Genomic DNA, 24,584 nt, shown 5'->3' on the forward strand with positions numbered 1-24,584 from the left:
CTACGGCACCCCAATTCAAAAGGAGGCGCTAAGATGAATAAGATCTGGATGTGTTCAGGACTTGCTGCTGCAGTGTTGCTGGCGGGCTGCGGGCATATGTCGGCAAGCGCGGGCGAGTTCGATCTCGCCGCGGCATTATCGGAAGAGGGTTACGTTTCGATCCCGCTTGAGAAGCTCCCGACTGGACATGAGATCGTGCCGGTCGAGGTCAATGGAGTCTCCGGGACATTCCTGCTCGACTCAGGAGCCCAGGGAACCATCATCGATGAACAATGGGCGGCGCGGTATTATCTGACGCCCGAAGGCGTTGACGGACATGACAAGATCGCAGGTGCGACCGGTCACACAGCCATGCGACGGGCGGAGGTGCGCAGTCTCTCGATCTCCGGCAGCGAACTGCCGACAAACTTCGTGATGGTGGGCAATGTCGGTCCCGCCCTGGAAACTCTGGGCAGAATGTCCGGGCGCGAAATTCAAGGGATCGTTGGGCAGGACCTCTTGAGCCGCCATGATGGCGTCATCGACGTGGGCAACAGTACGCTCTATTTGCGCCTGGACTAAACCCGGGCCGATCATCACGATCGGCTCGATGCGATCAGCTTGCCGTCATTGGCTCGACCGCGGCAGGAAGCGAATAGCCCACTGGCGCATCCGGCCCGAGCGGGATACCGAGGTAGAACCACAGCACGATCAGCAGCGTACCGGAGACGAGCAGCCATACCGAATAGGGCAGCATCATCGCGGTCAGGCTGCCGAGGCCGAAGTCCTTTTGCCAGCGCTGGGCGAACACCAGGATCAGCGGGAAATAGACCATCAGCGGCGTGATGATATTGGTCGCGCTATCGCCGACGCGATAGGCGGCGGTCGCGCCTTCGGGGCTGATGCCGAGCAGCATGAGCATCGGCACGAGGATCGGGGCGAGCAGCGCCCACTTGGCGCTCGCCGAGCCTACGAAGAGGTTCAGCAGGCCAGCGAACAACACCATCAGGCCAAGAACGATTGGTAGTGGCAGGCCGGTGCTCTCGATACCTGCTGCGCCATGGACGGCGGTGATAAGGCCGAGGTTCGACCAGCCAAACATCGCCACGAAATGCGCGGCAGCGAAGGCGAGGACGAGGTAATAGCCCATGTCCTTCATGCTCTCGGCCATCATGTTCACGAGGTCACGGTGATCCTTGATCGTTCCGGCGGCACGGCCATAGGCCCAGCCGGTCAGCAGGAAGAGCAGGAAGAACGCTGCGACCAGCGACTGGTAAAGCGGGCGCAGCTCGGTGTGGATCGAACAGTCACCCGCCGGAATGGCCTCGCAGGCCGCTTCGTCGATGAGCGGTGTGCCCGGTGCGAAGACCATCAAAGCCCACAGGCCGATTACGAGAAGTGCAGCAAGACCGGCTGCGCGCAGACCCTTGCTGGCTGTGGCGTCATCTTGTGCTTCGGGCGTATCGCCATCGGCAGCACCTGCCGTTGCGCCGCCTTTCCAAGGGCCGAGGCGGGGTTCGATCACCTTGTCGGTCACGTACCAGATGATCGGCAGGAACAGCACGGTCATGGCCGTGATGAAGTACCAGTTGCCCGCGATATTGGCGGTCCAGGTTGGGTCGAGCGCGCTGGCACCGACGGCTTCCTCGGTAATGCCGAAAAGCAGCGCATCGAGCTGGCCGGGCGAGATATTGGCCGAGAAACCACCCGACACACCTGCAAAGGCTGCCGCAATACCCGCAAGCGGGTGGCGACCTGCAGCGGCAAAGAGGATCCCTGCGAGCGGAATCAGCACGACGTAGCCCGCATCGGCCGCGTGGTTGCCGATCATGGCGACCAGCGCCACCACAGGGGTTAGCAGGGCCTTGGGTGCGGACTTCACAGCCTTGGACATGCCGGCAGCGAAGAAGCCAGAACGTTCGGCAACGCCCGCACCCAGCATCACGACCAGCACATAGCCGAGCGGATGGAAGTGAGTGAAAGTCTTGGGCATTTCGACCCAGAGCCGTTGGATATTCTCAGGTGACAGCAGGCTGACGGCCTCGATCACCAGCGCTCCGCCGGTCGCTTCGTCAACGGCGGTAGGATGCTGGGCAGAGAGCCCGGTCATGGCCGCGATGATTGACACGATTACCAGCGCGATGATGAGGTAGAAGAAAATGAATACGGGATCGGGAAGCTTGTTACCCGTTCGCTCGACCCATCCAAGAATTCCGGTCTGCGTACTTGCTGCCGTGTTCGCTTCAGCCATCACTCGTCCCTGTTGTTCATTTTCCGTAAGATCGGGTGTCATCCCCAATCCAGTCTGACGCCCTCCTTAACAGCCCGGGCGCAGCAGGCTAGGCCTTCGCGATGGCCAAGCTCTATTTCTATTTTGCGAGCATGAATGCGGGGAAGAGCTCGACGCTGCTGCAGACCGCTTTCAACTATGGCGAGCGTGGCATGACCGTTTCGCTCTGGACCGCCGCACTCGACGATCGGCCAGGCTTCGGAGCGATCTCCAGCAGGATCGGGCTGGCCAGCGACGCGCATCGCTACGAGCCCGATACCGATATCGAGGCGCGTGTTCTCGAAGAACACCATGAGAAGCCGCTTGCGTGCGTGCTCGTGGACGAAGCGCAGTTCCTGACCAAGGAGCAGGTTTGGCAGCTTGCCCGCCTGGCGGACAAGGCGGGCATCCCGGTACTTTGCTATGGCCTGAGAACGGACTTCCAGGGCGAGCTCTTCCCCGGCTCGGCTGCCCTACTTGGCATTGCCGATGCGCTGGTCGAGATGAAGGCGGTCTGCGATTGCGGGCGCAAGGCGACGATGAACCTGCGCGTCGATGAAAATGGCAAAGCGGTGGCCGAAGGCGCGCAGACAGAGATCGGCGGTAACGACCGTTATGTTGCCATGTGCCGCAAGCATTTTTGCGAGGCGTTGGACGGATAGAGGATGCGCATACCCTTTCGCCTACCTACATAGCGCGTCATGCTCGACACACTAACTCTCGCGCTGATCCTCATTCCGTGCCTGATCGTCGCTATCGTTTTTCACGAAGTGGCACATGGATGGACCGCATTGGCCCTTGGCGACACCACGGCAAGAGATCTTGGTCGCCTGACCTTCAACCCGATCAAGCACGTCGACCCGGTCGGCACGCTGCTGGTACCCGGGGCGCTGGCGCTCATGGGCGGCCCGGTGTTCGGATGGGCCAAACCCGTGCCTGTGAACCAGCACCGCCTCGATAATCCGCGTTATGGCATGATGGCGGTCGCGGCGGCGGGTCCAGGCATGAACATATTGCTCTCGCTGGTCGGAGCCGTGATTTTCGGACTGATGGCCGGACTTGCGACAAACTGGGGCGCGGGGATGCCGGACTGGCTTTCGACCGCCTTTCTCTACTTCATCCTGATCAACGCCTTCCTGGCGCTGTTCAACATGCTGCCGATCCCGCCCTTCGACGGATCGCATATCGTGGGTGGCTTGATGCCGAGGCGCTGGGCGAAACACTGGCAGAAGCTTCAGGCAATGGGGATGCTGTTGCTGTTCGTTCTGATCGCGGCGACCTGGGCCTTTCCCGACGCACAATGGATCCAGAACACGGTTTATCCGGCTGTCTCCTGGCTAACGGAAATATTCTACAGCCTGTCAGACACTATTGCGCGCCTGTTCGCATGAGCGAGGGCCCGAAACCCGCGCCGCACGGCTGGCTGCTGCTCGACAAGCCGCGGGGACTGGGCTCGACGCAGGCGGTCGGCATGGTCAAGCGCGTGCTGCGGCAGGGCGGCTATCAGAAGACCAAGGTCGGACATGGCGGCACGCTCGATCCGCTGGCCGAGGGCGTGCTTCCGATCGCGCTGGGTGAGGCGACCAAGCTGGCGGGCCGGATGCTCGATTCCGACAAGATCTACGAATTCACGATCCAGTTCGGCGAGGAAACCGACACGCTCGATACCGAGGGCGAGGTAATCCAGCGCACCGATCGCCGCCCGCCTATGGCGGCTATTGCTGCGGTGCTTGAGCATTTCACTGGCGACATCGAGCAGGCACCGCCAGCCTATTCGGCGATCAAGGTAGACGGGAAACGCGCCTATGATCGCGCGCGGGCGGGCGAAGAGGTGGAGATGAAGACGCGGGCGGTGACCATTCACTCACTTGGCTTTGCAGGGGAACGCGAGGACATGGAGTTGCGCTCCGCCTTCGCCACAACTGCCGGGCGGCCCGACCCTTACGATCCCCAAGCCCCGCTTGAGCTGGCCGAGGCCGTGACCCTTGTCGCCCATGTGTCCAAAGGCACATACATCCGCTCGCTTGCACGGGATGTCGCACGCGCGCTTGGAACGCTGGGGCATGTGACCTATCTCAGGCGCATCAAGGCCGGCCCCTTCCTCGAAACTCGGGCGATTTCGCTGGACAAGTGCGAGGAAATCGCTAAGGGCGCGGCCATTGAAAACCTTCTCCTGCCGCTAGAGGCCGGACTGGACGACATCCCGGTCCTCAACCTCGAACCCGACAGCGCGCAGGCGGTCCGCCAGGGCCGGGTGTTGTCGGACCTGCCCCAACCTGACGGGCTTCATCTGGCCAAGCTGGGAAACACCCCGGTGGCATTGATGGAACTCGAAGGTGGCTCGGCCAAGGTCGTGCGGGGTTTCAACCTACCGGATGTCGCGGAGTAAATACATGTCGGTCACCACCGAGCGTAAAGCTGAAATCATGAAGGACAACGCCCAGAGCAAGGGCGATACCGGTTCGCCGGAAGTCCAGGTTGCCATCCTCACCGAGCGTATTCGCAACCTCACCGACCACTTCAAGGCCAATCACAAGGACAACCACTCGCGTCGTGGTCTGCTCATGATGGTCAACAAGCGCCGTAACCTCCTCGCCTATCTCAAGAAGAAGGATGTGGAGCGCTACAACGCCCTGATCGCGAAGCTGGGTCTTCGTAAGTAAGAGTTTCTCGGAGGGGCGGCCAAGAGGTCGCCCCTCTTGCTATTTGGCCTCCTGCGCAATTCGGTGCGGGAGTATCAATGGGGCAGATGGAATGCCTCGAACCGGACCGGGACGGTACACCCGGCACTGTAGGCCCCGCACCGCAATGAGGCCGTGCGGGTCATCAAGGAAAATACATGTTCGACAAGAAAACCGTATCGATTGAATGGGGCGGAAAAACCCTCACTCTCGAAACCGGTCAGATCGCCCGTCAGGCTGACGGCGCCGTGCTGGCCACCTATGGCGAAACCGTGGTGCTGTGCGCCGTGACCGCCGCCAAGAGCGTCAAGGAAGGCCAGGACTTCTTCCCGCTCACCGTTCACTACCAGGAAAAATTCTCCGCCGCGGGCCGAATCCCGGGCGGCTTCTTCAAGCGCGAAGGCCGCGCCACGGAGAAGGAAACGCTGACTTCGCGCCTGATCGACCGCCCCGTGCGTCCGCTCTTCCCCGAAGGCTTCTACAACGAAATCAACGTCATCTGCCAGGTTCTCTCGTTTGATGGCGAGACCGAACCCGATATCGTTGCCATGATCGCCGCTTCGGCTGCACTCACCATTTCGGGTGTTCCCTTCATGGGCCCGATCGGCGCTGCACGCGTCGGCTTCCGCAATGGCGAATACGAACTCAACCCGAGCCTCGCGACCGCGCTCGACGAAGAAGGTCGTCTCGACCTCGTCGTCGCCGCGACGCAGGACGCGGTGATGATGGTCGAATCCGAAGCCAAGGAGCTGACCGAAGAGGAAATGCTCGGCGCCGTCATGTTCGCGCATGAGGAAAGCCGCAAGGTCATCGGTGCGATCATCGATCTGGCTGAACAGGCTGCCAAGGATCCGTGGGAAATCGACACTTCGGACGATACCTCGGCGATCAAGGAAAAGCTTCGCGGCATCATCGGCGACGATATCGCCGCTGCCTACAAGCTGACCGACAAGTCGGCCCGCTCGGACGCGCTCAACGCAGCACGTGCAAAGGGCAAGGAAGCCTTCGCTGACGAAGAAGCGCAGACGCAGCTCGTCGCCAACAAGGCGGTGAAGAAGCTCGAAGCGGAAATCGTTCGCGGCGCCATCATCAAGGACGGCACCCGCATCGACGGCCGCAAGCTCGACCAGGTCCGCCCGATCGAGGCGATGGTCGGCCTGCTTCCGCGTACGCACGGTTCGGCGCTGTTCACCCGCGGTGAAACGCAGGCGATCTGCACCACCACGCTGGGCACCAAGGATGCCGAGCAGATGATCGATGGTCTGGAGGGTCTCTCCTACAACCACTTCATGCTGCACTACAACTTCCCGCCGTATTCGGTCGGCGAAGTCGGCCGCTTCGGTTTCACCGGTCGCCGCGAAACGGGTCACGGCAAGCTCGCATGGCGCGCTCTGCACCCCGTTCTGCCCGACCACGAGGATTTCCCCTACACGATCCGCGTTCTGTCGGACATCACCGAGTCCAACGGCTCGAGCTCGATGGCGACCGTGTGCGGCGGCTGTCTGTCGATGATGGATGCAGGCGTTCCGATCGAGCGTCCGGTCTCCGGCATCGCCATGGGCCTTATCCTCGAAGGCGACGACTTCGCAGTCCTGTCGGACATCCTGGGTGACGAAGATCACCTCGGCGACATGGACTTCAAGGTCGCCGGTTCGGAAGCTGGTATCACCACCATGCAGATGGACATCAAGGTTGCCGGCATCACGCAGGAAATCATGGCCAAGGCGCTGGAACAGGCGAAAGCCGGTCGCCAGCACATCCTCGGCGAGATGGCCAAGGCGCTGTCGACGTCGCGTACGGGCGTCTCCAAGCACGCTCCGCGCATCGAGACCATGCAGATCGACAAGTCGAAGATCCGCGACGTCATCGGCACGGGCGGCAAGGTGATCCGCGAGATCGTCGCCGAAACCGGTGCGAAGGTCGACATTGACGACGAAGGCGTAATCAAGATCAGCTCGTCGAACGCCGATGAAATCGAAGCCGCGAAGAAGTGGATCGAAGGCATCGTCGAAGAGGCGGAAGTCGGCAAAATCTACACCGGCAAGGTCGTCAACATCGTCGACTTCGGCGCATTCGTGAACTTCATGGGCGGCAAGGACGGTCTCGTCCACGTCAGCGAAATGAAGAACGAGCGCGTCGAAAAGCCCACCGACGTCGTGTCGGAAGGCCAGGAAGTGAAGGTCAAGGTCCTCGAGATCGACCAGCGCGGCAAGGTCCGCCTGTCGATGCGCGTGGTCGACCAGGAAACCGGCGAAGAGCTGGAAGACACCCGTCCGCCGCGCGAACCGCGCGGTGACCGTGGCCCGCGTGGCGGCGGCGACCGTCGCGGTGGCCGTGGCGGCGACCGTGGAGGTCGTGGTCCGCGTCGTGACCGTGACGGCGGCGGCAAGAAGGACGGGGGCGGTGAAGCCCACGTTCCGGACTTCCTGAAGGACTAAGCTTCTTCAAAGCCAAATCAGGAAAGGGCCGCTCGACAGGGCGGCCCTTTTCGTATCTAGGACGCACCCATGCTCCCGCGCGAAGAACTAGCCACTGCCCAAATCCCCGGAGGCGACACGCTGACGCTGGTCAGCCACGGGCGCGATTTCATCATCATGCTTGGCCGCAACGAGCTGATGGGAACGCGCATGCAGTTCAGCGAGGAACAGCTTGCCGAACTTACATTGGCCGAATTGCGTACTTCTGCGCCGCGAGTGCTGATTGGCGGCTATGGCATGGGCTTCACGTTCAGAAAGGCGCTCGAAAAGGGCGGCGTGAAAGCCGAAATCGTTGTGGCCGAAGTCGTGCCCGAGATCCTCGAATGGGCTGAAGGGCCACTTGCGCACCTGACAGGCGACACACTCCAGGACCCGCGCGGGGAAGTGGTGCTGTGCGACGTGGCTGCGCTGATCGACGATGCCAATGACGGCACCTGTGACAAGTGGGACGCGATCCTGCTCGACGTCGACAATGGTCCCGATGGCATAGTGCGCGACGGCAACGAACGGCTCTATTCCAAGACCGGCCTCGGCAAGGCACGTGATGCATTGAGACCGGGTGGGGTGCTAGCGGTCTGGTCAGCGGCGCCCGATCATCGTTTCCGCATCCGGCTTAAAGAAGCCGGGTTCGACGTGGAAGAACGCACCGTGCGCGCTCGGCCCAACAACAAGGGGCCGCGCCACACCATCTGGTTTGCCCGCAAGCGCTAGGCCAGTTTTAGCGATCCCGCCGGGCGGAATTCGGTCAGCGACAGGCTTCGATTTCGGCCTGCTTCCTTCGCGGCGTAAAGCGCGCGGTCTGCGCGTTTCATGACCGATGCGAGCGAGTCGGTGGCTTCAAGAGCCGCCAGACCTGCGCTCGCGGTGATCGGATAAGGTAGCTCCGGTACGGCATCGCGCACCGCCTGCGTGATGCGGCGGCGCGCGTTCTCCGCCGCTTCCTGCCAGTTCTTGCTGTAGAGCAGCAGCACGAATTCCTCTCCGCCAAGCCGCGCTGCGAAGATGTGGTCGCCTTCCAAGCCGCGTGCAACCGCGCACAATACCTTGTCGCCCACGTCGTGCCCGAACTGGTCGTTGATCCGCTTGAAGTGATCGCAGTCTACGAGAGCCAGTCCGGTCGGCCTGCGCCGTACCGGGTCCGAAAAATGCTGTTCGAGTCCGCGCCGGTTGGCAATGTCCGTCAGCGAATCCGTAACCGTCATGAGCTTCGCCGCCTCGATATTCGCAAGTGCACGGTCGCGCTCGTGCTGGACCACGACGAAGCCATCGACGATGCCGGTGGCGGTTACGACGAAATCCACCGCGAGCCCGGCGAGCAGTATGTAAGGCCAGTAGGGCAGGTCCTGGGCCAAGATCAGCTCGTAGCTGAAGGCCACGAGGCCGATCGCGATCAGCGGCCCCCAGCCAAAGATTTGGAATCGAGCCGCGCGGCTACCAGCCTTGATCGCCTGATAGAGGCCGGCCGCGAGCAAGACCGTGCAAGTGAGGAGGGCAAGATCATGCAGCCGATTGAAGATCGCGGCATAATACCCGATCCAGCTGCCGATCGCCGCAAAGACACCCAGCGGTAGCATCGCGAAAAGCCAAGAGCGTGCCCGACCCATTCGTATCTTCGGCTCGATATAGTCGGCGAGGAAGGGGCCGGTGGCGCCTGCGCCCAAGGCGAGCGCTGCCTCTGCGAGAATCAGCATGTCGTCGCGCTCGGGAGTTCCGTCCGCCATCTCGAGCGGGAAAAGCGCAAAGACCATGGCGGTGAAGAAGATCGCTCGCGCGACCCCCCAGAGCAGGTATGACCGGCGCACGAGGGGATAGATTGCGATGGCGGTGACGCCAAACACGGCAGCTATGCCCGAGAAGGCGCCGAGCGCGACGCTGGACCAGTCAATCACTGCGAACCCTCCCTGCTGCCGCTACCCTAGCGAAATCATGCACGCTGCTTTTGAACGGGCAGGCTGTAGCCTTGGTGAATGCATTGGGTAACCGGGCAGGTAACCTTTGGAATTTGTCGGGGCGGAGACCCGAAATGGAAAGGGCCCGCGGATCCCGCGAGCCCTTTTTTCCCAAATCCTTCAGCGTCAGCGAACGCGCGGTCCGCCAAACGGGAGGGGCGGAGGGGGACGGCGCGCACCACGGGGCAGCTGTGCCTGATAGGCCCTTCCGCAATGCTCGACGCAATAGGGGAAGCCGGGGTTCACCGATTCGCCGCAGAAATGGAAATCGGGTTCGCCCGGGTGGCCCATCGGCCAGCGGCAGACCTTGTCGGACAGGTCGAGCAGGCTCGTCTTGTCGGCAATCTCGGGGCTCGGCTTGGCCGGAACGAGGCGGCGCGGTGGCGCGGGCGGGATCGGTGGCTGCTGGTCGCCAGGACCCTGGCGCAAAAAGCCGCCCGGGCCGACCGAGACGATCTTGGGTAGGTCCGGCGTGCGGTTCGGCAACGGCTGCGAGGGAATCGCCGAATCGGCTTTGGGAGCAGGCTTGGCCACGGGCTTCGCCGGTGCGGGAGCCGGTGCAGGGCGCGTAGCCGCCTTCTTCGCCGCTGGCTTCGCCGCGGGCTTGGGCTTGGGCGCGGACTTCTTCTTCTCGGCAGCCTTCACTGGCGAGGGGCGAGACTTGAGGCCAAGGCGATGCGCCTTGCCAATTACGGCATTGCGGCTCACTCCGCCCAATTCTTCTGCAATCTGGCTGGCAGTCGAGCCGCCTTCCCACATTTTCTTCAGCGTAGCGATCCGTTCGTCGGTCCAGGCCATGCGCGTCTCAATATCCTTCGTGTCTCCGCCGGCCATGCTTGCCAGCAGAAGTGCTTGGCCCTAGGCGCGACGCCATGGCCGATCAAGTCCAACCCGCTCCCGTGCCCATGCAGAGCAGCGAAGATGCCTCTTTCACCGAAAATACGGGTAAGGGGAGGGGCAGTTTCCCGGAGCGCGGACAGCCGGTGATCACCGGGATCAACCGCGTGGGATTATGGAGCCTCTATATTAAGGAGGTTCGCCGTTTTCTCAAGGTCCAGACGCAGACGATCTGGGCGCCCGCAGTCACGACTTTGCTCTTTCTGGTGATCTTCACCGTCGCGTTGGGTCGTGAGGGGCGCGAAGTGCTGGGCGTGAATTTCGCCACTTTCGTTGCGCCGGGCCTCATCGTGATGGGCATGATGCAGAATGCCTTCGCCAATTCGAGCTTCTCGCTGCTGTCCGGCAAGATCCAGGGGACCATTATCGACCTGCTCATGCCGCCGCTGTCGACCGGCGAGCTGATGACGGGAATCGTGGCCGCCGCAGTTACGCGCGCGATTGCGGTGGGTGGTGCGGTTGCGCTTGCTATGCTGTTTTACCCCGGGGTCGATCTCGCGATGGCGCATCCCTGGGCGGTCGTATGGTTCGGGCTGATGGGCGCGACGATGCTGGCGCTGATGGGATTGCTCGCCTCGATCTGGGCGGAGAAGTTCGATCACAATGCGGCTGTCTCCAACTTCGTGATCGCCCCGCTGAGCTTGCTTTCGGGCACGTTCTACGTGATCGACAATCTTGCGCCCGCCTTCCAGGCAATCAGCCGCGCCAATCCCTTTTTCTACGTAATCAGCGGCTTTCGCTTCGGCTTCCTCGGCGAAAGCGACATCGGCGATACGAACCAGGCGCTGGTCCAGAGCGCGATCGGCCTCGGCCTGTTCAACATCGTGTTCGCATTTATCGTCTATCGCATCCTCGCCTCCGGCTGGAAAATCCGCAGCTAGAAACGCTTTCCCGGCAAGAGCGCATGCGCTATTTTCCCGGTCATCCCGGATCGGGGCCGTAGCTCAGTTGGGAGAGCGCGTCGTTCGCAATGACGAGGTCAGCGGTTCGATCCCGCTCGGCTCCACCAGAACTGCTTAATTGTCGAGACGATCGACGATGGCTTCGCGCAGGTCTTCGACGCGGTCAGCGTTGTAGCCAAGGTCCGAAACCCCGACGCGGCTGACCGAGCGAATGTCGATCTGGCCATCCTCGACACGCGCCACGACATCATCCTTGAACCCGAAGGCGAAGGTCTCTGCTACTCCTTCTACGGTGTTCGAGCCTTCCACCCGGCGTACATCCTGCAGGCCGATTTCACCCATGGCGGCGACGATCGCGTCGAAAACCTGATCGTCGCTCGCATTGCCGATTATGATCGGCTGGAGGTCGGGATAGGCTTCCGAAATGATGTCGGCATGGTTCTTGGCCTTGAGTGCCTCGTCCTGCGAACCGGCCCACATGGGCAGCTGGCCCAGCGGCGTGCCGTAATCATTGATCGGATTGGCCTCGAGTTCGGTGCGCAGGGCCATGGTCTCGGCGGAATAGGTTGGCGGATTGCGCAGATCGGTGGCCACGTCATGGATCGGCGGGACCGCTTCGGCCTGCGCCCTCAGGGTCATCAGGCCGAGAAACAGAAAGATCGGGATAAGGAAGGCGATCACTGCCTTCCACCACGGCCCGCGCGGCGACTTGAAGAATGCAAACAGAAAGGCGACGATCGAAAACAGAACCGCGACCGCAATCAGGATGATCCCGGCATCGCGGATCATGAATCCCAGGCCGGTTTGCCACGGGATTATCCCGATTTTCGGCCCGAAAGCGGCCAGTCCGAACCACGCAAGGACGCCAAGCGACAGCCAAAGCGACCACTTGGGCAGGCTCTTGCGCCAGACACGCTTGGGTGTGTCGGTTGCTGCGGGAGTATTGTCAGCCGTGGCTGCGGGCTCGACAGGCGTCTCCGGCTGGTTGTCCACGTCGCTCATTCATCCTCTCCCTCTGTATGACGATACACCCTGATCGGGCACCCACAAGCCTTCAGGCGCGGCGCCGCTCTGCCAGAAGACGTCGATCGGGATGCCTCCCCGCGGATACCAATAGCCGCCTATCCGCAGCCATCGCGGCTTCATTTCGTCGAACAGGCGCTGGCCGATGCCGACGGTGACATCCTCGTGGAAGCCGCAGTGGTTGCGGAAACTGCCGAGGAAGAGCTTGAGGCTCTTCGATTCGACGATTGTCTCGCCGGGCGCATAGTCGATCACGAGATGCGCGAAATCGGGCTGGCCGGTAACCGGGCAAAGCGAGGTGAATTCGGGCGCGGCAAAGCGGACCATGTACAGCTGGCCCTTGCTCGGATTGGGCACATAGTCGAGTTCGGCCTCTTCCGGCGATGCGGGTAGCGGGCTGTTCTCGCCCAGGAATTTGGGGGTCACTGTGTCGCTCATGCCGCGCTCCTGCCGCGAATGGAGCGGCAGCGCAAGGCGGGGCTTGGATGCGCGCTCTTCAGTACCTATTCAGCGCGCCGATCCGATCAGGCCCCTTTTCGACCATGTTTAGCCAATTCCGCACCCCGCTTCTTGCGCTTGTTCTCGCCGCGCCCGCCTCGCTTGCGGCCCAGAGCGCGCAGGAATTCCAGCTTCCGCCCAATCCGACGCCCACCGCGAGCCCGAATGCGCAAGGTCCGGTCGATGTCGAAGGCAGCAATGTCCCCGCCGCGCCGCGCGTAATCGCTACGCCAACACCAACACCGACACCGACCGCCCAACCGAGTGTTCAGCCCTTGCCGACTTCAAGCCCGACTTCGGTTCCTGGCCCCACGGTTGCCGCGCCTTCGCTGCAGCCCAGGGTTGCGCCACGTCGGCAGCCAAGCCCGCTTCCTACTGCCGAACCGCGCCTTCCACTCGAAACGGGCGAAATAGCCCCGATCGTGCCTTCCCCCGCGCCCACGGAACAGCCGACAAGCCTGCCCGCTCCGACATCGAGCGTCGCTGCACAGGATGATGCGACAGGCATCGATGAAGGGATCGATTGGCTCTGGCCCGCTATCGGAGGCGGCCTGCTGGCCTTGTTAGGTCTGGGCTATCTCTTGTCGCAGCGCCGCCGGAACATGCCACCGCCCGAGATCGAGCGACCTGTCGTGTCCGGCGGACCAACGGCCATCGCTCCAGGCGCCCTCAAGATTCAGGCCGAAGCCATCAAGCTCACCCGGTCCCTGATGAATGCGACGCTCCATTATCGCGTCTCCCTGATGAACCGGTCGAGTTCGGCGATCTCGGACATCGCGGTCGGTGCGGACATTGTTTCGGCGCATGGCGGCGTGCCGGTGGATCAGCAGGTCGCCAGCGCAACGCAACCGCTCGAGCGGCGGCACAGCTTCGCCCGGATAGCCCCCGGCCAAAGCGTACGCTACGATGGGCAGCTCAGCATTCCGCTGGCACAGGTCCATGCGATCCGGCAGGGCAGCGCGGCACTTTTCGTCCCGCTGCTGCGCCTGCGCGTCGATGGCGCGAGCCTGGAGCCATTGGTAAAGACATTTGTCGTCGGCCTCGGCTCGCAGCCGGGAGGGCGTGTCACGCCTTTCCGCCTCGACGAAGGGCCGCGCAGCTACGAACCGATCGCAGCCCGCGCGCTAGACTGAATCGACAGCATGGCGGGGGCAAGCTAGCAAGCGGTTGATGGACAAACTCGTTTCGACCGATTGGCTTGCCGCAAGGCTCGGTGCAGATGATCTGGTGGTGCTCGACGCTTCGATGCACCTTCCCGATAGTGGGCGCGACGCGAAAGCGGAATTCGATGTGGGCCATATTCCCGGGGCGCGCTTCCTCGATCTGGAAAGCTTTATCGATGGCGCGTCGGACGTACCCAAGGCAATCCCGACAGCAGAGCAATTCGCCGAGCGTATGAGCGCCCTCGGGATTGCGTCGGGCAGCCGGATCATCCTTTACGACGATAGCGACATCCGCACCTCGGCGCGCGCCTGGTTCATCCTCGATCACTACGGCGAGGAGGATGTGGCCATTCTCGACGGAGGGCTGGGCAAATGGCGTGCGGAGGACCGTCGCCTGTCGCAACGCGAGGTGGTCCATGCACCTCGCCCGCGTGGCAGGTCCGAGCCAACGCGAGAGGTGCGCACCATGTCGGAAATGCGCGAGAACTGCTCCACTCGGCACGCTCAGGTTTTCGATGCCCGTGACGCGGCGCGCTTCGCTGGCGAGGAAGGCAGCGGTTCCGAAGGACATATCCCCGGCGCGCGCAATCTGCACTTTGCCCGGCTGCTGGAGGATAACGGGGAATACAAGACGCCCGACGCGATCCGCGCCGAGTTCGAGGCTGCAGGCGTGGACCTCGATCGTCCCATCATTACCAGCTGCAATAGCGGCATGACCGCCTCCGTGCTGCTGTTTGGGCTCGCTCTGATCGGCAAGAACGATGCCGCGCTTTACGATGGAAGCTGGCTCGAATGGGGTGCGGATTCGTCGACGCCCAAGGAACAGGGCGAGGCGCGCTGACCGTGGCGGGCGGTGGCAAGGATAAGCAAAGTCCGATGACGCGGCTCGTGACGTCCGGCCGCTCGGGCGATTTTGCGGAGCACGTGGTCAATCCCCCGGTTTGGCGGGCGAGTACGCACCTCTATCCCGATTGCGCGGCCCTTCGGGAAGGCGTCAAGTTGAACAAGGACGGGAATTTCTTTTACGGGCGGCGCGGCGCCCCGACCCAGTGGGCGCTCGCCGAAGCGCTGACAGAGCTGGAACCGGGAGCGGAGGGCACAGTCCTCTATCCCAGCGGTGTGGCAGCCATCGTCGGTGCCCTGCTGGCGGTCCTGCGCGCGGGCGATGTCCTGCTGGTGACCGATAACGCCTACGATCCCACCCGCAATGCGGCGATGGGCTTGCTCAAGCGCTTCGGGGTGGAGCATCGCTTCGTCGATCCGCTCGACCACGGAGCATTCGAAGAGGCATTCTGCGAGCGGACCAAGGCGGTCATGCTCGAGTGTCCGGGGAGCCTGACCATGGAAGTCTGCGATATCCCCGCTCTCGCCGGGATTGCGCGTGACAAGGGCGCAGTCAGCCTGATCGACAATACCTGGGCGACAGCGTTGGGCTTCGCTGCGATCAAGCACGGCTGCGACATTGTCATTACCGCGCTGACCAAGCATGTCGGCGGACATTCGGACCTGATGATGGGGGCCGCCAGTGCGGGCGAGCGGTGGTATCGGAGGCTGCGCCAGACCTCGCAGCAGCTTGGCCATGTCGTTTCGCCCGATGATGCTGCACTGGCCCTGCGCGGCCTCAGGACCATGGGCGTGCGCCTGAAGCAGGAAACTGAGAGTGCTCTCGCCATCGCGCATTGGCTCGAGGACAGGGACGAAGTCGCCCATGTCCTGTGTCCGATGCTGCCGGGATCGCCCGGTCACGATTTGTGGACGCGCGATTTCACAGGGGGTTGCGGACTTTTCAGCTTCGTTATGAGCGGCCGCGATGATGCAGCGCGCTGCCGCCTGATCGATGCGCTCGAACTCTTCGGAATTGGCTACAGTTGGGGCGGCTTTGAGAGCCTGGCATTGCCTTTCGATGTCGAACCGGTTCGTTCGAAAATGGCGTGGCCAAAAGCCGGCTGGGGGGTTGAGGATCGCTACGCCATTCGCCTATCCATAGGCCTTGAAGATTGCGGCGATCTCATCGCCGATCTCGATCAGGCCTTCGCGGCAATGAACCAGGGATAGACGTGCAAGGCGAAACCACACCCACCGATACGCCAAGCCCGGAGGCCTCTCCGGTCGAACAGGCGTGGAGCCTTGCCGAAGCTGCCCCCGAGGAAACGCAGGTCGCGGCCGCGGAAGGCATCAAGGAGGCGGTTAGCGGCAAGAACGAGACCGTCGGCTCGATGGTCGAGACACTTGATTCCATGGCGGTCGGAATGGGCGACATGCGGGTCTCCCTGTTCGACGTTCTCGTCGTGTCGGTCGTCGTTCTGGGTGTCCTTGCCTTCGCATGGTTCCTGAGCAAGCTGGCGCGCAGAATTGTTCGACGCTTCACCAAGCTCGACGAAACCCAGCAACTGCTGACCGAGAAGATCCTCACGATCATCATCTGGGCGGGAGCGTTCTTCCTCGGAATCGATCTGCTCGGGATCGACCTGACCGCCCTGGCCGTCTTCTCGGGCGCGTTCGGTCTCGCCATCGGTTTCGGTCTTCAGAAGACTTTCGGTAACCTCATCGCCGGGATCATCCTGCTGATGGACAAGTCCATCAAGCCGGGTGACGTGATCGCCGTGGCCGACCTCGCCGGTAACGAGACTTTCGGACAGATCCGCAAGATCGGCGTGCGCGCAGTCTCAGTCACCACGCGCGACCAGCGCGAGTATCTCATTCCGAACGAAAACCTGATGATCAATCAGGTCGAAAACTGGTCCTATTCGTCGAAAAACGTGCGCATGCAGGTGCCGGTCGGCGTCAGCTACGAAGCCGACATGAAGGTGGCCGAAGAGCTCATGCTCGAAGCCGCGCGAAGTTGCGACCGCATCCTCAAGGCCCCGCCGCCGACGGTCTGGATGAGCGAATATGGCGACAACTCGGTCAATTTCGTGATCCATTGCTGGATACAGGATCCCGAGGACGGCGTAGGCAATGTGCGCAGCGCAGTGCTGAAAAAGCTGTGGTGGCTGTTCAAGGAGAACGGCGTCGAGATTCCCTTCCCGCAACGCGACATCCATATTCGCTCGTCCGACCAGCTCGACCGCTGGTTCGAGGCCATGGCGACCGAGAAGGTTACAAAAGAATAGGTTCATGCGCCCACAGCGTGGATTTCAAAATTTGCGCTTCCTCGCCGCACACGCATTCTGATTGGTGAAACAGCCCGGGCGCGCGCATCTTTGCGTCCATGGCAAAGACTGGAACCATTTCCCTCGTCGGCGCGGGGCCGGGCGATCCCGACCTCCTCACCCTGCGCGCCCTGAAGCTGATCGAGGCCGCCCAGGTCATCGTGCATGACGGGCTGGTCGATCCGGCAATCCTCGATCTCGCCCATCCGCATGCGGAACTGATATCGGTCGCAAAGCAGCGCTCCAAGCACACACTGCCGCAGGAAGAAATCAATCGCCTGCTTATCGCTTATGCGCGCATGGGGCAGGATGTCGTGCGGCTGAAAGGCGGCGATCCCTTCATCTTCGGACGCGGCGGCGAAGAGGCCGAAGCGGCGCGCGCTGCTGGTGTGCGGGTCGAAATCGTGCCGGGCATCAGCGCTGCCAATGGCGCGGCGGCGGCCGCCCAGATCGCCCTGACCCATCGCGATGCCTCCTCGATCGTCAGCTTCGTTGCCGGTCAGTGCAAGGGGCTGAAGGACCAGGATTGGGCAGGCCTTGCGGGTCCGGGCCGGACGCTGGTGATCTACATGGGCGTCAAGACGGCACCGCAGATCGCAGAGAAGCTGATGGAAGACGGTCTTGCTCCTTCCATGCCGGTGGCAGTGATCGAAAACGGCGCGCGCGCCCAGATGCGCGTGTTGCGCGGTTCGCTGGCTGCTCTGCCCGAACTCGTTGAACAACATGACGTCGTGAGCCCGGCGCTGATCGTGATCGGCGAAGTGACCGCGCGCGAAGATGCTTTGGTCGACCTTGCCGCAGAGGTGGTCGCATGAGGATCCTCACCGGAAACGACCTCAAGACCGGTTTCGTTACTTGGTGGACCGGCGAAGGCTGGTCGCTCCATGTCGAAGACGCCATCGACGTTGCCGGCAGCGAGGAAGAGATCGCACGCCGCGAGGAGGCTGCGCGCCGGGTGAACGCACCCTACGCCATTGATGCCGAACTTCACGAAGGCGCCCCGCGACCCGCGCATATCAAGGACCGCGTGCGCGCGCTGGGGCCGACCGTGCGGCCCGACCTCACTCTCAAACCGGCCGATCCCGATATCGGCAACTGGGTGATCTGATGTATCTCTATGACCAATACGACCAGCAGATGGTCGATGCGCGCGTCGCCGAGTTCCGCGACCAGGCGAAACGCCGTCTCGATGGCAAGCTGACCGAGGACCAGTTCAAGCCGCTGCGGCTGATGAACGGCCTCTACCTGCAGCTGCACGCCTACATGCTGCGCGTCGCCATTCCCTATGGCACGCTGAATAGCCGCCAGATGCATGCGCTGGCCGATATCGCGGACAAGTATGACCGCGGATACGGTCACTTCACGACGCGCCAGAACATCCAGTACAATTGGATCAAGCTGGAAGAGGCCGCGGACATCCTCGCCGATCTCGCCAAGGTCGAGATGCACGCCATCCAGACCAGCGGCAATTGCATCCGCAATATCAGTTCGGACCATTTCGCGGGCGCTGCGAAGGACGAACTCGTCGACCCGCGTCCCTATGCCGAGCTGCTGCGCCAGTGGTCGAGTTTCCATCCGGAATTCAGCTACTTGCCGCGCAAGTTCAAGATCGCCGTAATCGCGAGCGACACCGACCGCGCGGCCATGCGCCTCCATGATATCGGCATCCAGATCGTCGAGCAGGATGGCGAACTGGGCGCGGCATTCTATGTCGGCGGCGGCATGGGGCGCACCCCGATGATCGCGCCCTGCATCAAGGATTTCGTCCCGCTCGACCGGCTGGTGACCTATGCGGAGGCCTGCCTCCGCGTCTACAATCGCTACGGGCGGCGCGACAACAAGTACAAGGCGCGAATCAAGATCCTCGTCCACGAAATGGGCTCCGAGGAATACACCAAGGCAGTCGACGAAGAATTCGCGCGCATGCTCGATGAAGGCATCGAACCGCCCTTCGCCGAACTCGAACGCATCCGCACCTTCTTCCAGGACCCGGCCTTCGAGGCGGGGGCAAGCGAGGAGATCGACCGCTCCGATCCCGACTTCGCCCTCTGGGTTGATCGCAACACGGTTGCGCACAAGGCCCCAGGCTATGTTTCGGCGGTCATCAGCCTGAAGCCGGTCGGCGGTATCCCCGGCGATGCTACTTCCGAGCAGATGCGGCTGATGGCCGATCTCGCCAAGCAGTTCAGCTTCGACGAGTGCCGCGTGATGCACACGCAGAACATCGTCCTGCCGCATGTCCGCAAGGCGGATCTGCATGCGCTCTGGACTGCGCTCGACGGGGCAGGGCTGGGTAGTCCGAACCTCGACACGGTGGAAGACATCATCGCCTGCCCGGGTCTCGACTATTGCAGCCTTGCCAATGCCCGCTCGATCCCGGTGGCACAGAAGATTTCCGAGCGTTTCGCCGCGAACGGCAAGACCGCCGAACTCGGCCAGCTCAAGCTAAAGATCTCGGGTTGCATCAACGCTTGCGGCCATCACCATGCCGGCCACATCGGCATCCTTGGCGTCGATAAGAAGGGCGTGGAGAATTACCAGCTCCTGCTCGGTGGCAGCGAGGCGGAGGACGTCTCCCTCGCCAAGATCACTGGCCCCGGTTTCGACGAGGCCGGCATCGTCGATGCGGTCGAAACCGCAGCCGATGTCTATCTGCGCGAACGCCAGGATGGCGAACGCTTCCTCGACACCTATCGCCGTATTGGCATGACCCCCTTCAAGGAGGCCCTTTATGGCTGACCTGTCTTCCGAAAACGACACGCTTATCCGCTACCGCGAGGATGATCCGGTCGATCATGCCGCAGTAACAGTCGACAGTTTCCTCGACCAGTCGTCCGCGAGCGCGGTTCGCGTCGAACCGGGCGACGATGCGCGTGAGTTGATCCCGCACCTCGAACGCCTCGCTCTCGTCGAAGTCAACTTCCCCGCCTTCGGCGACGGGCGCGGCTATTCTTCGGCACGCCTCCTCCGCGAAGCTGGCTACAAAGGAGAACTGCGCGCAGTGGGCGACGTGCTCGTCGACCAGGTCGCCTATATGCGGCGTTGCGGTTTCGATGCCTTCGATCCCGATGCGCCGCTCAGCGAAAGCGACCTGGAAACGGCTCTGTCTCGCTGGCCGGAGGTCTACCAGTCCGCTGCCGACGCCCGCACGCCGATCTGGAGCAAGAGGCACGCGTGAACGAGACGCGCGCCATCGACCGCCTCGATACGGGGCCGCGCTTTACGGAGCATGATGCCATCCGGCTTAACCGCATGTTCCGTGGCAGCGATACCGAGGAATGGCTGGCTGCCGTCCTCGAGGGCAATCTGGCGGGCGATGTCGCGATCGTCTCAAGCTTCGGGGCCGAAAGCGCGGCGCTGCTGCACCTAGTTTCGCAGATCGATCCCTCGGTCCCGGTGTTGTTCCTCGAGACCGGGAAGCATTTCCCTGAAACGCTGGCCTATCGGGACCAGGTGGCAGAACGGCTGGGACTCAATCTCGTCAATCTCTATCCCGATCTCGACGAGTTGCAGAAGCGCGACGAAACCGGCCTGCGCTGGTCCTACGATCCGGACGGCTGCTGCGACTTGCGCAAGGTCCGTCCGCTCGAGCGCGCCCTCGCTCGTTACGATGCCAGCTTCACTGGCCGCAAAGCGTTCCAGTCGTCGACGCGTGCCAATCTTCCGCGCTTCGAACTGGATACATCCGATGCTCAGGGGCGCCTCAAGATCAACCCGCTGATCGACTGGGATGCGGAGCGCATTGCCGCCTATTTCGAGGAACACGACCTACCGCGGCACCCGCTTGTCGATCGCGGCTTCGCCTCGATCGGCTGCTCGCCCTGCACTCGCGCCGTCGCCCCGGGCGAAGACCCCCGCGCAGGCCGCTGGGCCGGCTGGGACAAGGTGGAATGCGGCATCCACAAGCCGGGCGAGGAGCCGTTCCTCTAGGTCAGTCCTCGGTTTCGACTCGTTCGATGACGGAGATTTCGCCTTCGGGCGTCGTCGCTGTCCACACTCCGCCCTCGTCGATCTTCTCCGGATAGCAAATTTCGCTCGCTCCTTCGGTGTCGGCGGTGGCGCAATAGGCGTCGGCCTTCTGTACCCAGGTGCCGTTTTCAATCGTGCCGTCGGCGTATGTTGACGTGTAGGTGCCGTCGGGACGAACCTCGTCGATCATGGTCGAGCCGTCAGCCAGCGTGACGTTGAACGTGCCGTAGGCGGGACCGCCATCGGGTGCGCCAAATTCTTCGGGAGGCTCGGCCGTTTCCGCAACGGGCTCGGCGTCTTCGGATTGCGAGCAGCCGAGAAGGGCCAGCGCGCAAGCTAGGGTCAGAATATTCTTCATGAATTCCTCCAATCGCGACCCAAAGCGATCTGGCGGACCTTTCCGCTGACGATGCACGATCCCGGTCGTGAAGTTAGATCAAAGGGTCAAGAAGGCAATCGTGCCGGCCTAACGCGCTGTACTATCTTCGCTTTCTGCGTGAGGCGCGGCCAGCTTGTCGAGATTGGCGTCGCGCACCGCCCGGGCTTCCTCATCATAGAGGAAGGGCAGGAAGGCATAGCGTTTGCCTTTGGTGACCGGTGTCGCCTCGTGCAGCAGCGAGCAGGAGAACACCACCGCTCCACCGGTCGGCGCGCGGTAGGTGCGGTTGCCGAATTCGGGAAAGCGAAGGTCGCCGCCCTCGTAATCCTCGGCATTGAGGTTGATCGTCACTGCGAACCGGCGATGGGCCGTACCGAAGGTCGTGTTGTCGCGATGCGGGCGGAAGTGACCCTTCCCCGCCTCATAGCAGGCGACAATATGCCTCTCGATCCGGGTCGCCTTGAAGTGGAACGCGCGCTCGATGGCTGGCGCGATCCTGCGTGCGATCCGCTGCGAGAGCGCCTGGATGAGCTTGGGATCGGTGATCGTCGTGTCGCGACGCTGCTTGAAATTGTCGTCGAGGATGTGGGTGGTCTTGCCGTTCACATCGCGCATGAAGCCTGAAGCCGTACCGCCATCGTTTTCATACAATGAAATCAGGTGCTTGCAAAGTTCCTCGTCGAATACTCCCGGCACAGTCAGGACAGGGGCCCACGCGTCCGTTTCTTGGCCTATGCGGCGCTGCAGTTCTGCAATGGCCTCTTCGCCCTGTGCCACCGGATAGCGCGCTGCGATCCGCAATTCCTTGTCCAGCAGCAGCCAGAAAGGCTCGTAGCGCTGGTCCTCATGCGCTGCACCGTACAGGCGGCTGACGGCGCGGTCGTAGTCGAGGAAATGGCGGATCCCGGGCAGGTCCTGCGCGATCCGGCCCTGTGCCACATCATTCGGGTCGACCGTAACGCCGAAAAAGATCGCCTTGTCGTCGTCGAACAGCCTGCGATGCTTCTGCATCACCTCAAGTGCCGCCTTGGCCGCGGGCTGACTGGCCGTGCCGAAGAACAGCATCATCACATGGCGCCCGCCGACCGAGTGAAAGGCGTAGCGATCCGACCCGGACAGGGCCTTGGCATGGAACCAGGGTGCATAGTCGCCAGGCTGGGGCGGGGCAGTCATTGTCATCGGGGAAATTCTATCGCGGCCATGTGGCGCGGGCAATCGCGTTCACAGCCAGCCTTCGCTTTCGTACCAGCGTGCCGTCATCGTAAGGCCGATCGGGCCGCCGATGCGGGGCGTCCAGATATCGGCGGGAACTGCGCGTTCGGGGCGGCAGACCCAGTCGGGATGGGTCATGTAGCCGACCCGGTCGCTGGTGAGCTTGGCCTCGTCGCCGCGGATCAACCGGTCGCCGCGTGCTGCGAGGTTGAGGATGCCCTTGGGCAGGTGCGGGGCGAGAACCTTGCGGCCCACGGCCTCCCCGATCAGCTTCGCGAGTTCGCCGTGTTCGTAACCACCCTGCTTGCCGTCATCGGGTTCGAGCGTCGCACCCGTCGCAAGGCCGGGCGCGGCGAGGGCGAGCAGGCATTCGGCGAGATCGTCGACATGGATGATGGAGGTATGGCCCTTGGGCGGGACCGGGACCACGCCGTATTTCGCGGCGCGGAAGAGGTCGAACATGTCCTTGTCCCGCGGTCCGTAGACGGCAGGCGGGCGCACGATGGTGAAGTCGAGCCCGCTCGTCTCGACGAAGGCCTCCGCGTTGGCTTTCGAGGCGCCGTAGAGCGAGAGCGACGGCTCGCGCGCTGAGAGCGAGGAGGTGAAGACGAAGCGATCGATCCCGGCAGACTTGGCCGCGTGGATCAACCGCCGCGTGCCGTTGACGTTGACTTCCTCGAACTGGCTCACGTCTGGCGTGTTTGTCAGGCCCGCCACATGGACGACGCTATCGACCCCTTCGCACAGCGCCTTGAGCGAGGCGGTGTCGGACAGGCTGCCATCGACCCATTCGACACCGCCGCGTGTTTCCCCGGGCTTACGGGTCAGCGCACGTACTGCGATGCCTTGGCGCGAAGCCGCATCCAGCACTGCTTGCCCGACAAAGCCGGTTGCCCCGGTGAGGGCGATCTTCATGAGCGCACCATATGGTCGCGGTGCACGACTGCGGCGCGTGGGGCATAGCCCAGCTTCTGTTCCTGCTGCTCTTCGCGCAGACCAAGGATCGCGCGGCATTCCTCTGCAGTGTATTCGACCAGGCCCTGGCCCAACCGCTCACCCTTCGCGCCGTGGATCGCCACGAGGTCTCCGCGGCGGAATTCGCCTTCGACTTCGGTAAGTCCGGCGGCGAGCAGGCTCGCCCCGTTTTCAAGTGCGCGCGTGCAGCCCTCATCCACGGTCAGCACGCCCGCAGGTGCGAGGCGGCCCGACAACCAGGCCTTGCGCGCGCTCTCATCGCCCTGGGGCAGGAACAGAGTCCCCCGACCCGCGTCGAGGGCCCGCCCAATAGGAGCCTCGTAAGTGCCATTGATGATGGCGAGGGCTATGCCAGCCCGCTCCGCAATGCGGGCCGCCTGGAGTTTTGCCAGCATACCGCCCGAGCCAAGACCGGAGGTAGAGTCGCCCGTTGCCATGGCAATAACCTGCGGGGTCACTCCCTCGACGGTGTCGACCAGCTGCGCGCCTTCTTCCTTCGGATTGCGATCGTAGAGGCCATCCACGTCGGAAAGGAGGAGCACGGCTTCGGCTTGCGCAGCCTGGGCCACGCGCGCTGCGAGGCGGTCGTTGTCGCCGAACCGGATTTCCTCGGTAGCGACACTGTCATTCTCGTTCACTACCGGCACGGCATTCGCCTCGATTAGTCGCTCGAGCGTTGCAGAGGCGTTGAGATAACGGCGACGGTCCTCGAGGTCGTCCAGCGTAACGAGCATTTGCGCAGCGATGATGTCATGTGCGCCGAGCACTTCGGACCAAAGCCGTGCCAGTTCCACCTGACCGACGGAGGCTGCCGCTTGCGCATCGGCAAGGCTGTCGCGTCCGCCCTTGGGGAGGTGGAGCTTCGCGGCGCCAAGCGCGATGGCGCCCGAAGATACGACGATGATTTGCGTTCCGCCCTTGCGCAGTCCTGCCAGCTCACCCGCCAATGTGGCCAGCCAGCCAGCGCGCGGCGAGCCTTGCTCGATCAGCAGCGCCGAGCCGACCTTCACCACCAGGCGCTTGGCCCCTGCCAGTCCGGATAGCCTAGTCACGGTCATG

General features: G+C 62.8%; 26 protein-coding genes and 1 tRNA gene. 18 read left to right on the plus strand and 9 right to left on the minus strand.

What is annotated here, in order from left to right; all coding sequences use genetic code 11:
• Window positions 1-33: 33 nt before the first annotated feature.
• The gene (locus tag K3146_RS00600; RefSeq protein ID WP_221544281.1) at window positions 34-561 is read left to right on the plus strand and encodes a retropepsin-like aspartic protease family protein; all 528 of its coding nucleotides are present in this window, start codon (window positions 34-36) and stop codon (window positions 559-561) included.
• Window positions 562-595: 34 nt separating this feature from the next.
• On the opposite strand, the gene K3146_RS00605 is transcribed toward K3146_RS00600, so the two are convergent.
• Window positions 596-2,230 carry an AbgT family transporter gene (locus K3146_RS00605; RefSeq protein WP_221544282.1) on the minus strand — a complete coding sequence of 545 codons (1,635 nt, stop codon included), beginning with the start codon at window positions 2,228-2,230 and terminating at the stop codon, window positions 596-598.
• A gap of 101 nt (window positions 2,231-2,331) precedes the next feature.
• On the opposite strand from K3146_RS00605, the gene K3146_RS00610 reads away from it, so the two are divergent.
• From K3146_RS00610 to K3146_RS00635, 6 genes are all read left to right on the plus strand, one after another.
• Window positions 2,332-2,910 carry a thymidine kinase gene (locus K3146_RS00610; RefSeq protein WP_221544283.1) on the plus strand — a complete coding sequence of 193 codons (579 nt, stop codon included), beginning with the start codon at window positions 2,332-2,334 and terminating at the stop codon, window positions 2,908-2,910.
• Between the two features lie 39 nt (window positions 2,911-2,949).
• The gene (locus K3146_RS00615; protein WP_221544284.1) at window positions 2,950-3,639 is read left to right on the plus strand and encodes a site-2 protease family protein; all 690 of its coding nucleotides are present in this window, start codon (window positions 2,950-2,952) and stop codon (window positions 3,637-3,639) included.
• Complete coding sequence (gene truB, locus K3146_RS00620) at window positions 3,636-4,637, plus strand: tRNA pseudouridine(55) synthase TruB (RefSeq protein ID WP_221544285.1); 1,002 nt, start codon at window positions 3,636-3,638, stop codon at window positions 4,635-4,637. Before K3146_RS00615 ends, truB begins: the two co-directional genes overlap by 4 nt.
• A 4-nt stretch (window positions 4,638-4,641) precedes the next feature.
• Window positions 4,642-4,911 carry a 30S ribosomal protein S15 gene (gene rpsO, locus K3146_RS00625; protein ID WP_221544286.1) on the plus strand — a complete coding sequence of 90 codons (270 nt, stop codon included), beginning with the start codon at window positions 4,642-4,644 and terminating at the stop codon, window positions 4,909-4,911.
• Window positions 4,912-5,087: 176 nt separating this feature from the next.
• Entirely contained in the window at window positions 5,088-7,367 is a 2,280-nt protein-coding gene (gene pnp, locus K3146_RS00630) for a polyribonucleotide nucleotidyltransferase (RefSeq protein ID WP_221544287.1), read from the plus strand.
• A 69-nt stretch (window positions 7,368-7,436) separates the two neighbouring features.
• A complete protein-coding gene (locus K3146_RS00635; RefSeq protein ID WP_221544288.1) occupies window positions 7,437-8,117 on the plus strand; it encodes a spermidine synthase family protein in 681 nt (226 codons plus the stop codon).
• Here K3146_RS00635 and K3146_RS13595 read toward each other — a convergent pair.
• On the minus strand, window positions 8,114-9,295 hold the full coding sequence (locus tag K3146_RS13595; protein ID WP_221544289.1) for a GGDEF domain-containing protein: 1,182 nt from the start codon (window positions 9,293-9,295) through the stop codon (window positions 8,114-8,116). The two genes, K3146_RS00635 and K3146_RS13595, sit on opposite strands and share 4 nt — an antisense overlap.
• A 186-nt stretch (window positions 9,296-9,481) precedes the next feature.
• Window positions 9,482-10,153, minus strand: a complete 672-nt coding sequence (locus K3146_RS00645; protein ID WP_221544290.1) for a GcrA family cell cycle regulator — start codon at window positions 10,151-10,153, stop codon at window positions 9,482-9,484.
• Between the two features lie 74 nt (window positions 10,154-10,227).
• Between K3146_RS00645 and K3146_RS00650 the strand changes: the two genes are divergently transcribed.
• Window positions 10,228-11,133 carry an ABC transporter permease gene (locus K3146_RS00650; protein ID WP_425594587.1) on the plus strand — a complete coding sequence of 302 codons (906 nt, stop codon included), beginning with the start codon at window positions 10,228-10,230 and terminating at the stop codon, window positions 11,131-11,133.
• Between the two features lie 52 nt (window positions 11,134-11,185).
• A tRNA-Ala gene (locus tag K3146_RS00655) sits at window positions 11,186-11,261 on the plus strand.
• Between the two features lie 7 nt (window positions 11,262-11,268).
• Here the strand turns inward: K3146_RS00655 and K3146_RS00660 are convergent.
• Together K3146_RS00660 and queF are read right to left on the minus strand one after the other, a co-directional pair.
• Window positions 11,269-12,156: a DUF1499 domain-containing protein gene (locus K3146_RS00660; RefSeq protein WP_221544291.1), complete on the minus strand. Its 888-nt coding sequence runs from the start codon at window positions 12,154-12,156 to the stop codon at window positions 11,269-11,271.
• Entirely contained in the window at window positions 12,157-12,615 is a 459-nt protein-coding gene (gene queF / locus K3146_RS00665; protein ID WP_221544292.1) for a preQ(1) synthase, read from the minus strand.
• A 104-nt stretch (window positions 12,616-12,719) separates the two neighbouring features.
• Here queF and K3146_RS00670 point away from each other — a divergent pair, with 104 nt between their 5' ends.
• The 9 genes from K3146_RS00670 (at window position 12,720) to K3146_RS00710 (ending at window position 20,920) form a co-directional block, all read left to right on the plus strand.
• Complete coding sequence (locus K3146_RS00670; protein WP_221544293.1) at window positions 12,720-13,808, plus strand: hypothetical protein; 1,089 nt, start codon at window positions 12,720-12,722, stop codon at window positions 13,806-13,808.
• Between the two features lie 37 nt (window positions 13,809-13,845).
• Window positions 13,846-14,679: a sulfurtransferase gene (locus K3146_RS00675; protein WP_221544294.1), complete on the plus strand. Its 834-nt coding sequence runs from the start codon at window positions 13,846-13,848 to the stop codon at window positions 14,677-14,679.
• 35 nt (window positions 14,680-14,714) lie between these two features.
• Entirely contained in the window at window positions 14,715-15,893 is a 1,179-nt protein-coding gene (gene metC, locus K3146_RS00680; RefSeq protein ID WP_247710971.1) for a cystathionine beta-lyase, read from the plus strand.
• A gap of 2 nt (window positions 15,894-15,895) precedes the next feature.
• Window positions 15,896-16,951 (plus strand): mechanosensitive ion channel family protein, encoded by a 1,056-nt coding sequence (locus K3146_RS00685; RefSeq protein WP_221544296.1) that lies wholly within the window; start codon window positions 15,896-15,898, stop codon window positions 16,949-16,951.
• Window positions 16,952-17,049: 98 nt separating this feature from the next.
• The gene (gene cobA / locus K3146_RS00690; protein ID WP_221544297.1) at window positions 17,050-17,805 is read left to right on the plus strand and encodes a uroporphyrinogen-III C-methyltransferase; all 756 of its coding nucleotides are present in this window, start codon (window positions 17,050-17,052) and stop codon (window positions 17,803-17,805) included.
• Window positions 17,802-18,098 carry a DUF2849 domain-containing protein gene (locus K3146_RS00695; protein WP_221544298.1) on the plus strand — a complete coding sequence of 99 codons (297 nt, stop codon included), beginning with the start codon at window positions 17,802-17,804 and terminating at the stop codon, window positions 18,096-18,098. The genes cobA and K3146_RS00695 overlap by 4 nt, the downstream gene beginning before the upstream one ends.
• On the plus strand, window positions 18,098-19,729 hold the full coding sequence (locus K3146_RS00700; RefSeq protein WP_221544299.1) for a nitrite/sulfite reductase: 1,632 nt from the start codon (window positions 18,098-18,100) through the stop codon (window positions 19,727-19,729). The genes K3146_RS00695 and K3146_RS00700 overlap by 1 nt, the downstream gene beginning before the upstream one ends.
• Window positions 19,722-20,168 carry a DUF934 domain-containing protein gene (locus K3146_RS00705; RefSeq protein WP_221544300.1) on the plus strand — a complete coding sequence of 149 codons (447 nt, stop codon included), beginning with the start codon at window positions 19,722-19,724 and terminating at the stop codon, window positions 20,166-20,168. The genes K3146_RS00700 and K3146_RS00705 overlap by 8 nt, the downstream gene beginning before the upstream one ends.
• The gene (locus K3146_RS00710; protein ID WP_221544301.1) at window positions 20,165-20,920 is read left to right on the plus strand and encodes a phosphoadenylyl-sulfate reductase; all 756 of its coding nucleotides are present in this window, start codon (window positions 20,165-20,167) and stop codon (window positions 20,918-20,920) included. Before K3146_RS00705 ends, K3146_RS00710 begins: the two co-directional genes overlap by 4 nt.
• A gap of 1 nt (window position 20,921) precedes the next feature.
• Here the strand turns inward: K3146_RS00710 and K3146_RS00715 are convergent, their stop codons facing one another.
• The 4 genes from K3146_RS00715 to proB form a co-directional block, all read right to left on the minus strand.
• On the minus strand, window positions 20,922-21,317 hold the full coding sequence (locus K3146_RS00715) for a hypothetical protein (protein WP_221544302.1): 396 nt from the start codon (window positions 21,315-21,317) through the stop codon (window positions 20,922-20,924).
• 108 nt (window positions 21,318-21,425) lie between these two features.
• The gene (locus K3146_RS00720) at window positions 21,426-22,517 is read right to left on the minus strand and encodes a 2OG-Fe(II) oxygenase (RefSeq protein WP_221544303.1); all 1,092 of its coding nucleotides are present in this window, start codon (window positions 22,515-22,517) and stop codon (window positions 21,426-21,428) included.
• 42 nt (window positions 22,518-22,559) lie between these two features.
• Window positions 22,560-23,465 (minus strand): NAD-dependent epimerase/dehydratase family protein, encoded by a 906-nt coding sequence (locus K3146_RS00725; RefSeq protein WP_221544304.1) that lies wholly within the window; start codon window positions 23,463-23,465, stop codon window positions 22,560-22,562.
• Window positions 23,462-24,583: a glutamate 5-kinase gene (proB, locus tag K3146_RS00730; RefSeq protein WP_221544305.1), complete on the minus strand. Its 1,122-nt coding sequence runs from the start codon at window positions 24,581-24,583 to the stop codon at window positions 23,462-23,464. The genes K3146_RS00725 and proB overlap by 4 nt, the downstream gene beginning before the upstream one ends.
• Window position 24,584: the final 1 nt, after the last annotated feature.

This window comes from Qipengyuania vesicularis (assembly GCF_019711415.1).
Classification (GTDB): Bacteria; Pseudomonadota; Alphaproteobacteria; order Sphingomonadales; family Sphingomonadaceae; genus Qipengyuania; species Qipengyuania vesicularis.

What these genes read in the sequence shown, in the direction of transcription:
- K3146_RS00600 (WP_221544281.1), top strand. Translation starts at nt 34, where the DNA reads ATGAATAAGATCTGGATGTGTTCAGGACTTGCTGCTGCAGTGTTGCTG.
- K3146_RS00605 (WP_221544282.1), bottom strand. Translation starts at nt 2,230, where the DNA reads ATGGCTGAAGCGAACACGGCAGCAAGTACGCAGACCGGAATTCTTGGA.
- K3146_RS00610 (WP_221544283.1), top strand. Translation starts at nt 2,332, where the DNA reads ATGGCCAAGCTCTATTTCTATTTTGCGAGCATGAATGCGGGGAAGAGC.
- K3146_RS00615 (WP_221544284.1), top strand. Translation starts at nt 2,950, where the DNA reads ATGCTCGACACACTAACTCTCGCGCTGATCCTCATTCCGTGCCTGATC.
- truB (WP_221544285.1), top strand. Translation starts at nt 3,636, where the DNA reads ATGAGCGAGGGCCCGAAACCCGCGCCGCACGGCTGGCTGCTGCTCGAC.
- rpsO (WP_221544286.1), top strand. Translation starts at nt 4,642, where the DNA reads ATGTCGGTCACCACCGAGCGTAAAGCTGAAATCATGAAGGACAACGCC.
- pnp (WP_221544287.1), top strand. Translation starts at nt 5,088, where the DNA reads ATGTTCGACAAGAAAACCGTATCGATTGAATGGGGCGGAAAAACCCTC.
- K3146_RS00635 (WP_221544288.1), top strand. Translation starts at nt 7,437, where the DNA reads ATGCTCCCGCGCGAAGAACTAGCCACTGCCCAAATCCCCGGAGGCGAC.
- K3146_RS00645 (WP_221544290.1), bottom strand. Translation starts at nt 10,153, where the DNA reads ATGGCCTGGACCGACGAACGGATCGCTACGCTGAAGAAAATGTGGGAA.
- K3146_RS00650 (WP_425594587.1), top strand. Translation starts at nt 10,228, where the DNA reads ATGGCCGATCAAGTCCAACCCGCTCCCGTGCCCATGCAGAGCAGCGAA.
- K3146_RS00660 (WP_221544291.1), bottom strand. Translation starts at nt 12,156, where the DNA reads ATGAGCGACGTGGACAACCAGCCGGAGACGCCTGTCGAGCCCGCAGCC.
- queF (WP_221544292.1), bottom strand. Translation starts at nt 12,615, where the DNA reads ATGAGCGACACAGTGACCCCCAAATTCCTGGGCGAGAACAGCCCGCTA.
- K3146_RS00670 (WP_221544293.1), top strand. Translation starts at nt 12,720, where the DNA reads ATGTTTAGCCAATTCCGCACCCCGCTTCTTGCGCTTGTTCTCGCCGCG.
- K3146_RS00675 (WP_221544294.1), top strand. Translation starts at nt 13,846, where the DNA reads ATGGACAAACTCGTTTCGACCGATTGGCTTGCCGCAAGGCTCGGTGCA.
- metC (WP_247710971.1), top strand. Translation starts at nt 14,715, where the DNA reads ATGACGCGGCTCGTGACGTCCGGCCGCTCGGGCGATTTTGCGGAGCAC.
- cobA (WP_221544297.1), top strand. Translation starts at nt 17,050, where the DNA reads ATGGCAAAGACTGGAACCATTTCCCTCGTCGGCGCGGGGCCGGGCGAT.
- K3146_RS00695 (WP_221544298.1), top strand. Translation starts at nt 17,802, where the DNA reads ATGAGGATCCTCACCGGAAACGACCTCAAGACCGGTTTCGTTACTTGG.
- K3146_RS00700 (WP_221544299.1), top strand. Translation starts at nt 18,098, where the DNA reads ATGTATCTCTATGACCAATACGACCAGCAGATGGTCGATGCGCGCGTC.
- K3146_RS00705 (WP_221544300.1), top strand. Translation starts at nt 19,722, where the DNA reads ATGGCTGACCTGTCTTCCGAAAACGACACGCTTATCCGCTACCGCGAG.
- K3146_RS00715 (WP_221544302.1), bottom strand. Translation starts at nt 21,317, where the DNA reads ATGAAGAATATTCTGACCCTAGCTTGCGCGCTGGCCCTTCTCGGCTGC.
- K3146_RS00720 (WP_221544303.1), bottom strand. Translation starts at nt 22,517, where the DNA reads ATGACAATGACTGCCCCGCCCCAGCCTGGCGACTATGCACCCTGGTTC.
- K3146_RS00725 (WP_221544304.1), bottom strand. Translation starts at nt 23,465, where the DNA reads ATGAAGATCGCCCTCACCGGGGCAACCGGCTTTGTCGGGCAAGCAGTG.
- proB (WP_221544305.1), bottom strand. Translation starts at nt 24,583, where the DNA reads ATGACCGTGACTAGGCTATCCGGACTGGCAGGGGCCAAGCGCCTGGTG.